Annotated in this window: 10 protein-coding genes; 3 read left to right on the forward strand and 7 right to left on the reverse strand. The window is 70.4% G+C overall.

Annotation, left to right across the window (positions count from 1 at the left end; genetic code table 11):
- Positions 1-211: 211 nt before the first annotated feature.
- The 4 genes from L3Q65_RS29740 to L3Q65_RS29755 form a co-directional block, all read right to left on the reverse strand.
- Positions 212-1,531, reverse strand: coding sequence for an amidase family protein (locus tag L3Q65_RS29740; RefSeq protein WP_237597216.1), 1,320 nt, complete (start codon positions 1,529-1,531; stop codon positions 212-214).
- A gap of 11 nt (positions 1,532-1,542) precedes the next feature.
- Positions 1,543-2,178 carry a response regulator transcription factor gene (locus L3Q65_RS29745; RefSeq protein WP_237597217.1) on the reverse strand — a complete coding sequence of 212 codons (636 nt, stop codon included), beginning with the start codon at positions 2,176-2,178 and terminating at the stop codon, positions 1,543-1,545.
- Between the two features lie 103 nt (positions 2,179-2,281).
- Complete coding sequence (locus tag L3Q65_RS29750; RefSeq protein ID WP_220506765.1) at positions 2,282-2,545, reverse strand: hypothetical protein; 264 nt, start codon at positions 2,543-2,545, stop codon at positions 2,282-2,284.
- The gene (locus L3Q65_RS29755; protein WP_182889906.1) at positions 2,542-2,820 is read right to left on the reverse strand and encodes a WXG100 family type VII secretion target; all 279 of its coding nucleotides are present in this window, start codon (positions 2,818-2,820) and stop codon (positions 2,542-2,544) included. Before L3Q65_RS29755 ends, L3Q65_RS29750 begins: the two co-directional genes overlap by 4 nt.
- Positions 2,821-3,140: 320 nt before the next feature.
- Here L3Q65_RS29755 and L3Q65_RS29760 point away from each other — a divergent pair, with 320 nt between their 5' ends.
- From L3Q65_RS29760 to L3Q65_RS29770, 3 genes are all read left to right on the forward strand, one after another.
- A complete protein-coding gene (locus tag L3Q65_RS29760) occupies positions 3,141-6,380 on the forward strand; it encodes a BTAD domain-containing putative transcriptional regulator (RefSeq protein ID WP_237597218.1) in 3,240 nt (1,079 codons plus the stop codon).
- Positions 6,381-6,444: 64 nt separating this feature from the next.
- The gene (locus L3Q65_RS29765; RefSeq protein WP_182889904.1) at positions 6,445-10,065 is read left to right on the forward strand and encodes a BTAD domain-containing putative transcriptional regulator; all 3,621 of its coding nucleotides are present in this window, start codon (positions 6,445-6,447) and stop codon (positions 10,063-10,065) included.
- Positions 10,066-10,134: 69 nt separating this feature from the next.
- Complete coding sequence (locus tag L3Q65_RS29770; RefSeq protein ID WP_182889903.1) at positions 10,135-11,205, forward strand: dienelactone hydrolase family protein; 1,071 nt, start codon at positions 10,135-10,137, stop codon at positions 11,203-11,205.
- A 1-nt stretch (position 11,206) separates the two neighbouring features.
- Here L3Q65_RS29770 and L3Q65_RS29775 read toward each other — a convergent pair whose 3' ends face one another.
- From L3Q65_RS29775 to L3Q65_RS29785, 3 genes are read right to left on the reverse strand one after another with little or no spacing between them, the layout of a single operon-like run.
- Complete coding sequence (locus tag L3Q65_RS29775) at positions 11,207-12,034, reverse strand: carbohydrate ABC transporter permease (protein WP_370648130.1); 828 nt, start codon at positions 12,032-12,034, stop codon at positions 11,207-11,209.
- A complete protein-coding gene (locus L3Q65_RS29780) occupies positions 12,031-12,915 on the reverse strand; it encodes a carbohydrate ABC transporter permease (protein ID WP_182889902.1) in 885 nt (294 codons plus the stop codon). The genes L3Q65_RS29775 and L3Q65_RS29780 overlap by 4 nt, the downstream gene beginning before the upstream one ends.
- A gap of 5 nt (positions 12,916-12,920) precedes the next feature.
- Complete coding sequence (locus L3Q65_RS29785; RefSeq protein ID WP_237597219.1) at positions 12,921-14,186, reverse strand: extracellular solute-binding protein; 1,266 nt, start codon at positions 14,184-14,186, stop codon at positions 12,921-12,923.
- Positions 14,187-14,192 lie beyond the last annotated feature (6 nt).

The raw sequence follows: 14,192 nt of genomic DNA on the forward strand, positions 1-14,192 counted from the left end.
GCCAGCCCGGACAACGGGGTGGCGGGCTTACTGCGGTTATCCGAGCAGGCCTTTCACCCGCAGCGGGGAAGGACGGACCACCGCGCGAAGCTGGCCCGCCCTCAGGGATTCGCGGTGCGCGTCAGCAGTCGCGGCCCGCCACGTACGCCCCGGCCAAGTCCGTGAGGGCGACCTTCAGGGACTCTGCTTCCCTCACGGACCACACGTGGCCCTAGACCGTCTGAGGCCAAGGGTTCGCTGATTCCAGTTCCGCCGCCAACCCCAGCAGGACCGGCTCGCCACCGGGGCGGGCCACCAGTTGTACGCAGGTCGCCAGGTCGTGAACGGGGTGGCGGCCGACCGGGACCGACAGTGCCGGGTATCCGGCAAGGTTCCACGGGCCGGTAAAAGCGGCCACCCGGGAGGACGGAATCGCGTTCGCCAGCCAGGATTTCCGGTGCCAGCGGCGGGCTTTCAGCGGGAGCGTCGCCAGTGTCGGAGTCACCAGCACGTCGTGCGACTCGAAGAACCGCGCCGCGATTGTCTGCCATTCGTCGCGGGCTCGGTCGGTGACCAGGCGCGACGTCAGGCGGCCTAGGCGGACGTGAGTTCGCGTGCGGGGCTGGAGACGCGACAGGTCGAAGGCACCGGCGGCTTGTTCGGCGGGGCCGGCGAACCAGCGGGCGAGCAGGCCGCCCAGGGCGCGGAGGGGGTAGGCGGGCGTCGCGGGCGAGACCGAATGGCGAACGGAAAGGAGTGTGGCTGCCTGGTCGACGGCGGCGCGAAGCGGGCGAGGCAGGGGGGATCGAGTGAAGGGGACCTGGGTCGAGGTCGCGATCCGCAGCGGACCGGGCGTCTCCGGGGTGGCCCATTCCGGGCGGTCGGCCAGGACGGACATCAGGAGGGCGGCGTCGGCGACCGTCGTGGTCAGGGGGCCGTGGGTGGAGAGGCCGAACCAGCCTGGGGTTTCTTCGCGGACCACGTCGCGGCCGGGTTTCAGGCCGACGATTCCGCACATTCCGGCGGGCAGCCGGATGGATCCCAAGCCATCGGTGCCGTGCGCGATGGGGACCAGGCCTGCGGCTACCGCGGCCGCGCTGCCGCCGGAGGAACCGCCTGCGGTGAAGGTCGGGTTACGGGGGTTGCGGGCGATTCCGGCGGGGTCGTCGCTGGTCGGGAAGATGCACAGCTCCGGCACGCGGGTCAGGCCGACGATGACCGCGCCGGCTGCGCGCAGGCGGGCGGCGATCAGGCCGTCGGCGTCCGCGAGGGCGCGAGGGCCTGCTTCAGAGCCCCAGCCCAGGTATTCGCCGGTGACCTCGGTGACGTCTTTGACCGCGACGGGGACGCCGGCCAAGGGCAGCGAAGCCAGGTCCGGGCGGGCCGCGACTTCGGCGGCTTCGGCTCGGGCCTCGGCGGAGCGCACTCGGCGGAAAGCGCCGACGACGCCGTCCGCCGCAGCGATCCGGGCGAGGGCTTCCTCGGTCACCTGGACCGCGTCCAGCTCTCCTGCCCGCACTCCGCGAGCGATCTCTACCGCCGTCTGCGCCATGGGTCAGAACACTAGATCGCGCCGGCGCGCAGGGCATAGGCCACGGCGTGCGCACGGTTGTTCAGACCGCATCGGGTCATCAGGCCGTACAGCACGTTCTTGACCGTCCGCTCCGAATAACAGAGCTTCGTCGCGATCTCCTCGGTGCCGTAGCCCTCGGCGACCAGCCGCAGCACGTCGCATTCGCGCGAAGCCAGGCCGGACAGCGTGAGGCCGTTCGGCTCCAGCACGTCGCGGCGCATTCGCTGCACCTGTGCGAGCAGCGCGCCCTGCAGCCGCGGCGGGAGCGTCGCCGTGCCGTCGCCCGCGGCCAGCACTGCCGCGACCAGTTCGCCGCCGCCGGTTTCGCGGCGCGGCAGGATCGCGACGACCCCGCATTCGACGGCCGTCATCAGGTCGCTCTCGCGGAAGTGGTCGACCACGATCACCAGATGCGGTCCGGTCAGCTGCTCGGACTGCCTGCCGAGGTCCCGCACCTGCGACAGCACCCGGTCGGTCACGTGCTCCTCCATCACGAGGACCACGTCCGCCTGGCTCGCCGCGTCGTGGCCGAGCAGGACCAGTTCCGGGCGCGAACCCAGCAGGCTCGCGGCTCCGGCCCGGGTGATCGGGTCCGAGGCGAGCACTGCGACCTTGACGAGCTTCACGATTAACCCCCTCCACATTGCCTGGACGCAGTGTGGCGGGCGAGACTTCACGTTTTCTGGCGCGCTCGTGAAGGCCGGTGAAGAAAACCAGGGTTTTCGCTGTTCAAAGGCCTCTTTTCGGCTCTGGACCGGAGATCTCGCGGAACGCTTGCGCCGCCCGGTCGAGGCATTCGGGCATCCGGTCGAGCGCGGTGGCCCACTCCCGTTTGGCCTCCCGGTAGCGGGCCCGCGCCGCGGCGGGCCAGCCGGCCACCTCGGGTTCCACCGCGGACTCCAGCTCGGCGAGCACCGCGCCGAGGTCGCCGGTCGTGCGGCGGATCCGGGACAGCACCTCGGCGGCCTGGTCGAAGCCGGGATCGCCGCTCATGGGTGGTCGGCGCACCGCACGCGCTCATCTGAGCACTTTGCGGTGGTGGACGCGCCCGTACCGCGCGCGACGTCCACGAGATCTGCCAGACTTGCCAGAATGCGATCGAACTGCTGCTCCCAATCGTTCATCGCCTGGCCGAACCGCACCGCCGCCTCGCCGCGCCACGACGCCTGCAGCGCCGCCATTTCGCTGTTCACCGTGCCGAAACAGGCGTTCGCCGCGTCGATCGCCGCCGCGAACCTCGCCCCCGCCGGGGCCGGAACCGGGTCCACGCCTCCTCCTCACCGTCGCCGCGCCGAAGCCGCGAATCGGGCGCGCGGGCTCCTCGTCGAGGCTGCCGCAGGGATTCCCGTCCGGAAACCGGGGAGCCTGGCCGATGCCCCTTTGTCGGGGCAGGTGTGCCTGCCGGACCGCCCCGCCGGTTTGCCCGGCGTTCACCGCCGGGCCTCCCCCGGGACCATGTCCACCAGACAATTCGCTGGACAAGACCGGCAAAAGCAACCCGGGGCGGTCCCGCGACGTCACCTTTTCGGCGTAAGCTCACCAGTGGCATCCGGCGTGTGACGATCCGTCAGCGCGTGAAGGGAGACCGATGTCGGCATCCGGCGGCGTCCCGGCGCCGGAAATCCAGCTGCTCGGACCGGTGCGAGCCTGGCTCGGCGACCGGCAGCTCGACCTCGGTTCTGCTCATCGGCGCACAGTCTTCGCGGTGCTCGCCTTCTCGGCGAACCGCACCGTCTCCCGTGAAGTGCTCATCGACGCAGTGTGGGGCGACGCGCCCCCGGCCAGTGCGCAAGGGAGCATCTACACCTATATCTCCGGACTGCGCCGCGTTCTCGAACCGGGCCGCCGCAAGGGCGCCGAATCGCGGTTGATCGCGTCCACCGGGTCCGGCTACTCGCTCTGCGTCGAACCGGAGCAGATCGACGTCCACCGCTTCAGTGCGCTGCGCGACCTCGGCAACCGCCTGCTCGCCGAGGGACGCCGGGCCGAGGCGCGGAGCGTGCTCGACGAGGCTCTCGCGGAGTGGGACGGCACGCCGCTGCAATGTCTCTCCGGGCATTACGCCACCGCGCAGCGGGTGCGGTTGGAGGAGCTGCGGCTGGCGACCGTCGAACGCCGGGCCGAGCTGGCGATGGACTCGGGCGAGTCCGCCGGGCTCGTCACGCAGCTCGGCGAGCTCGCCGCGGAACACCCGTTCCGCGAGCCGCTGCACGGACTGCTCATGCGAGCACTCGACCAGACGGGCAGGCATCACGAGGCGCTGACCGTCTACACCGAACTGCGCGAGCGGCTGGTCGAAGCGTCTGGCACCGAGCCGGGTCCGGCGCTGCGGGAGCTGTACGAAAAGCTGCTGGCCGCCGATGCGGCGGTGACGCCCGTGCCCGTCACGAAGGTTCCCCGCTTCCCGTTGCCGGTCCTGCCGCCGCGTCCGGCGACGTTCGTCGGGCGGGAAGACGAGTTGCAGTTGCTCAGCGAAGCCGTCGCCGGTCTCGGCGGCGGCCTCGGCCGTTCGGTGTGGGTCAAGGGCGAACCGGGAATCGGCCGGACCGCGCTGCTGGCCGAAACCGTCGCGCTGGCACACGAAACCGGTTACCCCGCACTGTTCGCCGCCGCGGACTCGCTCGACCAGGGCTTTGCCCTGCGTCCGCTGCTGGACGCGCTCGGCGTGCACCCGCGGGCCTCGGACTTGCGCCGCGCGGAACTGGCGGTGGCGCTCGCCGAGAACCCGGAGCTGGACCCGGTTCAGGGCATTCTCGGACTGGTGCGGCAGCTGTGCGCGGACGGGCCGCTCGCGCTCGTGGTCGACGATCTGCAATGGGCGGACGAGACGACGTTGCAGGTGTGGCAGCACCTCGCGCGCGAGACCCGGCGACTGCCGCTGCTGCTCGTCGGAGCGAGCCGCCCGCTCCCCCGCTCGGCCGCGCTCGAAGCGCTCGCCGCGGACCTGTCGTCCGGCGCGACCTCGCTGCTGCGACTGGAACCGTTGCCGGACAACGAGATCCGGAAGCTCTCGGCCGACCTGACCGGCGCGCCGCCGAACCGGATGCTCTCGGTGCTGCTCGGCCATGCCGCCGGAAATCCGCGCTACGCCACGGAAATCGTCGAAACCCTGCTCGCCAATTCGATGATCCTGCTCGACGGCGCGCACGCGATCGTCGACGGTTCCTCGTGCCGCTCGATCCCGTCGCCGCTCGGCTCGCGGATCACGCTGTACCTGATCTTCCTCTCCAGCTCCGCGCGAGACCTGTTGCGCTGGGCGGCCTTGCTGGGCAAGGAATTCTCGCTCGCCGACATCGCGATCGCCACCGAACGCGCGCCGACGGCGCTCGTGCCCGCCGTCGAAGAAGCGCTCACCGCGGGGGTGCTGGTCGAGTCCGGCGATCTGCTCAAGTTCCGGCACCCGTTGCTGCGCCGCGTGTTGTACGAAAAGACTCCCGCCGCGATGCGCGTCGCCCTGCACCGGCAACTGGCCGAAGCGCTCGACGGAGCGGGTGCAGGCGCGGAACGCGTCGCCGAACAACTGGCCGCCGCGCCGGCGCAGGTGGACCCGTGGATGGCGAACTGGCTGGTCGAGCACATCGGCACGGTCGCCGCGCAGTCGCCGCGGATCGCGGTGGACCTGCTGAAACAGGTGGTCAAGCAGGCCGTTCTGCCCGCCGAGGCCCGCGAACCGCTCACCGCCACGCTCGCCCGGCTGCTGTTCTGGCTCGGCCGGGAGCCGGAGGCGGAGGCACGGTCGGTCGTCGCGCGCACCAAGGACAGCAGGCAGGCCGCGGAAATGCGCTGGATCCTCGCCTACATCTATTACCGCCGCGGCGAATTCGCCGAAGCCTCGGCGGAAGTCCGCCGTACGCTGGCCGATCCGAAGGTGCCGGAGATGTGGCGCGGACGGCACGAAACCCTGCGCGTGACCATCGAACGGTTCGCCGTCGACCATCAAGCGGCCGCACCGGATCTGTCCGAACTGGGCGTGCTGGACGGGCTCGACAACGACGCGGATCTGAGCACCGCGCGTCGGCTGGCCGCGACCCGGGCGGTGCCCGGGGAAATGCACCTGGCCGGCGCGGTGCACTACTACTGGCGCGGCCGCTGGGGCGAGGCACTGGCCGAGCTCGACACGGTGATCCGGGGCGGCGCGGAAACCGCGTCGTATGTGTTGCGCAGTCCGGGATCGGCGTTGCTGGTGCACGGTGTCGGCGCGCTGATCGCGAGTCACCGGGACGAACCGGACGAGGCGCGCGCGCATCTCGACGCGGCGGCCCGGCACCAGTTCCCGCACGGCCTCGAACCGAACGGCGGCGACTACCTGCTCGCCGCGCGCGCTCAGCTCGCCGAGCTGGAAGGCGATCCGGACGCCGCGCTCGCCGCGCTTCTCCCGCTGCTGGACCAGAACTACCCGCCCGCGGCGCGTCAGCAGTGGCTGCCCGACCTCGCGCGGCTAGCCATGCAGCTCGGCGACCAGCCGCACGCGTTCCGGGCACTGCGGCTGATGGGCGACACCAGCGGATACGACACTCCGCCGTCGCACACCGCGGCGACCGCGCACTGCCGGGGCCTGGTCACCGCGGATCCGGACGCGATCCTCGGCGCCGCCACGCACTACGAGGCCGCCGGGCGGATGCTCAAACACGCTCGCGCCAGCGAGGACGCCGCGATCCTGCTCGCCGAGTACCGCCGCCTCGACGAGGCGCGCACGGCTTTCCTCGCGGCACTCACCAGCTACACCTCGGTCGGCGCGGCGTGGGACGTGCGGCGGGCCGAGACACGGATGCAGCCGTACGGCATCCGGCGGGCCAGTCCGGTCCGCGCGCGTGCGGCAGGAGAGTGAACCGGGGTGGACTCGCGTCCATGATCGAGGCGGTAAACTCGGTCAACACGGCGAATGGAACGGCATGCCAGGGGATTTGCGGGTGACGGTGCTCGGCCCGTTGCGCGCCTGGCGCGGGACGACCGAAATCTCGCTCGGACCCGCGCGGCAGCGGGCGGTCTTCGCCATGCTGGCGGTCGCCGCCGGACGGCCGGTGCCGCGCGCGGAGCTGATCGCGGGCGTATGGGGCGATTCGCCGCCGGCCAGTGTCGAAGGCAGCGTGCACACCTACATCTCCGGGTTGCGCCGCGCGCTGGAGCCGGAACGCACCCGGTGGTCCGCGTCGAGCGTGCTCGGCTCCGGCCCGGCGGGCTACACGCTCGACCTCGCGCCGGAAGCGCTGGACGCGGCGAAGTTCGAACAGCATCGGGAAGACGGCAAGCGCGAGGCCGAGGCCGGGGCGCACAACCGGGCGGTCGCCGAATTCAGCGCCGCGCTCAAGCTCTGGCACGGCGAAGCGCTGTCCGGGGTGCCCGGCAATTTCGCCGAGCGGCATCGCGCATATCTGGCCGAGCTGCGGCTGGACACACTGGACCGAGCCGCCCGCAGCAGGCTGGAGATGGGCGGCCACCAGGAGATCATCGCCGAGCTGACCGCGCTCACCGCCGAGTACCCGCTGCGTGAATCGCTGCGGGCGTCGCTGATGCTCGCGCTCTACCGCAGCGGCCGGCATTCCGACGCGCTCGACGTGTTCCGCGACGCACGCCGCACGCTCCGCGCCGAGCTGGGCGTGGAACCTGGGCCCGGGCTGCGCGAACTGCACCAGCGCGTGCTCGCCGAGGACCCGGCGCTGGAGCTGCGGCGGCCGGAGCTGCCCGAGCCGGTCGTGCGGGCGCCGCGGGACCCGTTGCTCGGCCGGGAAGCCGAGGTCAGCAAGCTGCGCCAGCTGCTCGACGGCGTCCGCGCGGGCCGCGGCCGGGCGGTGTGGATCGAGGGCGAGGCCGGGATCGGGAAGTCGGAGCTGCTGGCGCACGCGTTCGGCGACGCCGCTGGTCTCCAGCTCGCCTGGGTGGCTGCGGACGAGCTGAGCATGCGGTTCCCGTTGCAGGTGATGCACGAATGCCTGGCGATCGACCCGCATTCGCCGGATCCGCGCCGCGCGCGCGTCGCGCTGAGCAGCGAGGAACCGGTGCGGCGCGTCGGCGACCCGGTGCTGGACTCGGTGGACCGGCTGCTGGCGCTCGTCGACGAACTGTGTGCCGAATCGCCGTTGCTGCTCGTGGTCGACGACCTGCAATGGGCGGACGAGCCGAGCGTGCTGGTGTGGCACCGGCTGTCCGCGGCCGCCCGGCAGCTGCCGTTGCTGCTGGTCGCCGCGACGCGGCCGGCGCCGGAGCGGCCGGAGATGACTCAGCTGCGCCGCGGCGTCGAGACGCGGGACGGGATCGTGCTCGACCTCGGCCCGCTCGGCGAGGACGACGTCCTGGCCCTCTCGCAGCGGCAGATCGGCGCGGATCCCGGACCGCGGCTGCGGGAGCTGCTCGCGCGCGCTGACGGTAATCCCTTGTACCTCAAGGAAATGCTGGACGCGCTGGTGCACTCGGGTGCGGTCGAGCACCGCGACGGGCTCGCCGACGTCCCGGATCCGCTGCGCTTCGAGCCGCCGGAATCGATCGTCGCGGCGGTCAACCGGCGGCTGGAGCTGTTGCCCGCGCAGACCCGGCACGTGCTGGGCTGGGGCGCGATCCTCGGCATGGAGTTCGCCGTCGGCGACATCGCGGCGGTGCTCGGACAGCGTCCGTCGGACCTGCTCGGCCCGCTCGAAGAGGCCGTGGCGGACAACATCCTGCTCGACACCGGAACCCAGCTCGCGTTCCGGCTTCCGTTGCTGCGCCAGACGTTGTACCACCATCTGCCGCCGGAAACGCGGGCCGCGCAGCATCGGCAGGCGGCCGAAGCGCTGGCGAAGATCGGCGCGCCGGTGAAGCGGGTCGCCGAGCAGCTCGTGGCCGTTCCGTCCACTGTGGATCCGTGGGTGCTGGACTGGCTCGTCGAGCACCAGAGCGCGGTGTCGAACCGGGCCCCGCTGATCGCGGTCGAACTGTTGGAGCGCGCGCTCGCCGTGGTCGAGGACGACGATCCGCGCCGCGAACCGTTGCTGGTCGCGCTGGTGCGGGTGTTGTTCCGACTGGAACGGAACCCGGAAGACCTTGCACTGCAAGCACTCGATGTGGCACGCGATCCGGACAACGCGGCGGAGATGCGCCATGTCGTGTCCGCGATGCGGTTCCGCCGCGGCGACGTGCAGCTCGCGGTGGAGACGCTCGGGAATCCGGCGGAGGATCCGGGAGTGCCGGAGCTGTGGCGGGTCAAGGGCCGCCACCTGCTCGCGAACTTCCGGCGCGGCGGGCTCGACGACCTCGACGTCGCGGAGAAGAACGCGCACGTCGCCCGAGCCGAGGCCAACGGCGACGGCTACCTCACCGCGCACGCGCTGCAAACGTTGTGGCTGGTCGATTCCGTGCGACGGCACCACCCGAGCGCGCTGAAGCACGTGGACGAGGCGATCGCGGCCGTCGGCGACGAGCACGAACTGGCCGACCTGCACCTGGATCTGCTGGACAACCGCGTCTTCACGCTGCAGAACCTCGACCGGCTGGACGACGCGAACCGCACGTTGCAGGAGGCCGCCGAGGTGACGCGGCGGCACAGCATGCCGAGCGGCCTGCAGGTTTCGGTTGCGGTGCACCGGTATTGGGAAGGCCGGTGGGACGAAGCGCTGGTGGAGCTGGACACGGTGACCGAGGACGGTCCGGCGATCACCTTCTTCGGCCTGCGGGAACCGGGCGCGGCGGCGCTGCTGCTGCACGGCGTCGCGGCGCTCATCGCGGCACGGCGGGGCGAGCACGCGCAGGCGGCCGCGCTGCTGGACGCGGCGGAGGAACACGCGCCGGCGACCAGTGCCGAGCGGGAGAGTTTCGACTTTTTGCTTGCCGCGCACGCACTTGTCGCCTATCAGCAGGGTGATCTGCAGAAGGCGATCACGGTGTTCGAGCCGATTTTGAATCCGACCTACGCGCAGATGATGTTGCGGCACCAGTGGTTGCCGCAGTTCGCGCAGATCGCGTTGGCGGCGGGCGACCGGGCGGCGGCGGAGCGGGCACTCGAGGTCTGTGTCGAAGAGGCGGAGAAGGAACTCGAACCGGCGCGGGCGTTCGCGGCTGCCGAATGGTGCCGGGGGTTGCTGGGCGAGGATCCGGAGCCGGTTCTGCGGACGGTCGAGCATTTCCGTGCGGTGGGGCGGAAACCGGAGCTGGCCAGTGCGTTGGAGGACTCGGCGGTGCTGCTGGCGCGGGTCGGCCGGCTGGATGCCGCTCAGGCGGCGTTCGATGAGGCGGCTTCGCTGTACACGGAGCTTTCGGCGGCGTGGAATCTGGAGCACGCGGAGACGCGATTGCAGGCGGTCGGCGTGCAGCGCGGGGCTTCGTTGGCTTCGGCGCGGCCAGAGCGTGGCTGGGAGTCGCTGTCGACGCTGGAGGTCCGGATCGCCCGGCTGGTGGCTGCCGGCCGGTCGAATCCGGAGATCGCGACGGAGCTGCGGCTGCCTCGGCGGACGGTTCAGGCGCACGTCGTGCGGTTGCTCGGGAAGCTGGACGCGCCGTCGCGCAGCGAGCTGGCGACCACGGTGGCGCGCCGGACGGGTTGACGAAAGTCGGGGGTCGTTGGCGACGGTCGGCAGGCGCGGGTGCCCCGGCTGGAACGGCAGAGTTCCGGCATGCGCTTCCGAACCGTCCTCGCCGCCGCCCTCCTCCTCACCGCCTTAGGGGGCACGCCCGCCGCGGCGGAGACCACTTTCGAACTGCCTGCGCCAACTGGACCACACGCGATCGGCGAACGCGACGTCCACCTCGTCGACCAGGCGCGGAACCGGGAGCTGATGATCAGCGTCTGGTACCCCACCCAGCCTGGTGCTGGGCCGAAGGCGCGGTATCTGCCCGCGGCGGCCGCGCCGTACTTCGACCAGGGCGCGGCACCGGCGTTGGGGCTGCCGACCGGCAAGGTCGACTGGGCGGCCGTCAAGACGCACGCCCGCGCGAACGCGCCGGTGCGGGGGCGGTGGCCGGTGGTCGTGTACTCGCCGGGCTGGGCGTCGCTGCGGGCGCTGGGCAGCGCGACCGCCGAGGATCTTGCCAGCCGCGGGTACATCGTGGTGACCATCGACCACACCGGCGAGGCGCCGTTCGTCGTCTTCCCGGACGGGCGCGTGGTGTTCTCCCAGCAGAGCAAGGACCTGGTGGCGGGGATGCGGACGCGGGTCGCGGACGTCCGGTTCACTCTTGACCAGCTGCCCGGTATTCCCGGCCTCGGGCAGTCGATGGATCTGAGCCGCGTCGGGGCGATCGGGCATTCGTTCGGCGGGGACACGGCTGCTGAGGTATCCACAGTGGACTCCCGGGTGGACGCCGCGGCCGATCTGGACGGGTGGCTCGCCTACGACGTCGACGGCAAGCAGCTCACTCGCGCTGGCGCGGACGGGGTGCCGCGACCGGTGCTGTTGATGGGTTCGTCCGGCAGCACCAGCGACGGCCAGGCACGCAGCCATCGGACCGCACCGGCGTGGAAGTCGTTGTGGGAGCACACTTCGGCCCCGAAGCAGGACCTCACCTTGGCGACCGCGATGCACTACAGCTACACCGATGTCCAGTGGTTCCTGCCGAAGCTGGCGCGGCAAGTGCCGGTCGATCCGAAGGTGCGGCAGACGCGGATCGGGACGATTGATCCCCGGGCGAGCATCGCCGTGCAGCGATCCGCGATCGCCGGTTTCTTCGGCCGCTACGTCTCGTGAGTCACGCTCGGGTCAGGCCGGTCGAGATGCTGCGCACCAGGTTCCGGCCGAGCAGCAGGAAGAGGATGATCACCGGCAGCACGCCCAGTGTCGCGCCGGTCAGCATCAAGGCGTAGTCGGTGAAGTAGCCGCTGGCCAGCTGGGACAGGACCACTTGCACGGTCGGCGTTTGCGCCGGGTCCAGGACTACCAGCGGCCAGAAGTAGTCGTTCCAGGCGCCGAGGAAGGTCACCATGGCCAGGACGGTCGCTTGTGGACGGATCGCCGGAACTGCCACGTGCCAGAACGTGCGCAGGATCGACGCTCCGTCCACAGTGGCCGCGTCCACCAGGTCCTGGTCGATCGACCCCTCGCACGCCTGGCGCATCCAGAACACCCCGAACGCGCTCACCAGCGCGGGCACGATCACCGCCTCGAGCCTGCCGTACCAGCCGAAATCGCTCACCACCAGGTAAAGCGGGACGACGCCTAGCTGTGCGGGCACCATCGCCGAGCCGACCACGATGAAGAACAACGTATTGCGGCCGCGGAACCGGAGCCGGGCGAAGGCAAAACCCGCGAAGCTGGACAGGACCACATTGGACACCATCACCGTCGTCGCGACGATCAGCGAATTGCCGATCGCCAGCCAGAAATCGACGGTGGCGAAGACGCGCTGGATGTTGTCGAAGAGATGACCGCCGGGCAGCAGCAGCGGAGAGGTCTCGCCGATCGCCGCGTTGTCCCGAGTGGACACCACGAACGACCAGTACAGCGGGAACAGCGACGAGGCGACCAGCCCCACCAGCACCGCGTAGACCCAGCCACCGGCCCGGCCCCGGCGGATCACGGAGCACCCACGAACCGGCGCACGAGCCGGTAGTTGAAGATCGCGAACACCAGGCAGATCAGGAACATCACCCAGGACAACGCCGCCGCGTATCCGGCGTCGAATTTGCCGAAGCCCTTTTCGTACAGATACATCGTGAGGGTCTGGAACTGCCGGTCGTTGCCGCCCGCGCCGCCGTTGCCGGTGGCGTCGAACAATTGCGGCTCGGCGAACAACTGGAGCCCGTTGACCGTGCCCGCGACCGCGGTGAACGCGATCGTCGGGCGGATGCCGGGCACGGTGATCGACCAGAACGACCGCCAGCGCGAGGCACCGTCGAGGGCGGCGGCCTCGTACAGATCCTGGGGGACCGCTTGCATCGCGGCCAGGTAGATCAGCGCGTTGTAGCCGGTCCAGCGCCACATCACCATGCTCGCCACCGCGAGATGCGACGACCATTGGTGTGATTGCCAGGAAACCGGCGGCACCCCGAACCAGCCGAGCACCTCATTGACCACGCCGTAGCCCGAACTGTACAGCTGCGCGAACACCAGCCCGACCGCGACCACCGACACCAGGTTCGGCAGCAAAAGCCCGGCCCGCCACCAGGTCGCCGCGCGCAGCGGCCGGTTCAGCAGCGCGGCGATGCCCAGCGCGAGGAAGAACTGCGGAATCGCGGCGAGCAGGAAGATGCTGACGGTGTTGAAAAACGCGTTGTAGAACCGCGGATCGCTGAACAGCTCCGCGTAATTCGCGAGGCCGAGGCCGCCTTCCGGACCGGACAGCAGATCCCACCGGTGCAGTGAAACCCACGACGTGTACAGCAGCGGGAACGCGCCGAACAGTCCGAAAAGGACAAAGAACGGCAGGATGAAGGCGTAGGGGGTGAGCTTCCGGTCCACGACAGCTACTTGATCGCGTCGCGGCCCATCCGGACCGCGTCGGCCCACGCCTGCTCGACGTTCTCGCTCCCGTCCTCGATCCGGCCGAGCGCGCGGCCGAATTCGGGCCGCACGTCCGCGTCGTGCAGGCCGCGGTAATTGGGCCGCAGCTTATCCGCTGACGCCGCGTAGATCTGGCCGACCGGCGCGTTCGAGAAATAGGGATCGGTGTGCGCGACGACCTGCGGATCCTGGTACACGCTGGGCTCGCTCGGCAGGATGCCGTCGGAAAGGAAGAGCCGCTTCTGCTGCGCGGGCGCGGTCAGCCACTGCGCGAGATCGTAGGCTTCCTTCGGGTGCGCGCTTTGCTTCGGCACAGCCAGGAAGGAACCGCCCTGGTTGCCGCTGTTGCCCGGCACCGTGGTGACGTCCCATTTGCCGCTGCCCGCGTCGCCGCCGGCTTCCTTGATCTGCGTGAGCATCCAGGCCGGACAGGCGATGGTCGCGAAGCTGCCCTGTTTGATCGCGACGTTCCAAGCCTGCGTGTAGGTGGTCGCGCCGGCCGTTTCATGGGCTTGCGCGAGACCGCCGGACAACTGGAAAGCGGTGCGCACGCTGGGATTGCGATCGGCGATGTAGGAATCGTCCTTGGCGGAGAAGTAGTTCTCCGGAGACTGGTTGAGCATCGCGGTGTAGACCGTGCCCGCCGAATCGGCGAACTTCACCTTCGGCAGCTTTTCGGTGAACCGGGCGGCGACATTCGCGTACCCGGTCCAGTCCGGCATCAGCTCGGCGACCGCCTTGCGGTCGGTGGGCAACCCAGCCTGCTCGAACAGATCCCGGCGGTAGCACATCGCGAGGCTGCCCATGTCCGTGCCGAGCCCGAAGACGTAATCGCCCGAAGTGCCCTGCGCCCACTTCCACGGCGCCCATTGCTGCTTGAGCTTGTCCGCGCCGTAATCGGCCAGATTGACGAATTTGTCATTGGCCCGGATGTACTTCGGAATGTACTGCTCTTCGACCGCGACGACGTCGGCCGCGCCGCGACCGGCCGCCAGCTGCGTGGCGAGGCTCTTGAAATGCGTGTCGAAATCGGTGACCCGGCTGCGGATCTCGATGTTCGGATGGTCTTTCTCGTACTGCTCGAACAACGGCGCGTAGCCGAACTCGCCGAACGTGGCCACGCTCAGCGTGATCTTCCCCGAGGACGCGGCGGAACCGCACGCGGCCGCCAGTAACAGGAATGCGGCGGCGAGCGCGGCAACGGCCGGGCGCCGGGTCAGCTTTCGCACGTGGTG

Origin of the sequence: Amycolatopsis sp. FU40 (genome assembly GCF_021903635.1) — a bacterium.
In the GTDB taxonomy this organism is placed as follows: Bacteria; Actinomycetota; Actinomycetes; order Mycobacteriales; family Pseudonocardiaceae; genus Amycolatopsis; species Amycolatopsis dendrobii.

Bases quoted from the DNA above. Each gene is read 5' to 3' on its own strand.
- L3Q65_RS29765 (WP_182889904.1), top strand. From the start codon at position 6,445: ATGCCAGGGGATTTGCGGGTGACGGTGCTCGGCCCGTTGCGCGCCTGG.
- L3Q65_RS29740 (WP_237597216.1), bottom strand. From the start codon at position 1,531: ATGGCGCAGACGGCGGTAGAGATCGCTCGCGGAGTGCGGGCAGGAGAG.
- L3Q65_RS29750 (WP_220506765.1), bottom strand. From the start codon at position 2,545: ATGAGCGGCGATCCCGGCTTCGACCAGGCCGCCGAGGTGCTGTCCCGG.
- L3Q65_RS29760 (WP_237597218.1), top strand. From the start codon at position 3,141: ATGTCGGCATCCGGCGGCGTCCCGGCGCCGGAAATCCAGCTGCTCGGA.
- L3Q65_RS29770 (WP_182889903.1), top strand. From the start codon at position 10,135: ATGCGCTTCCGAACCGTCCTCGCCGCCGCCCTCCTCCTCACCGCCTTA.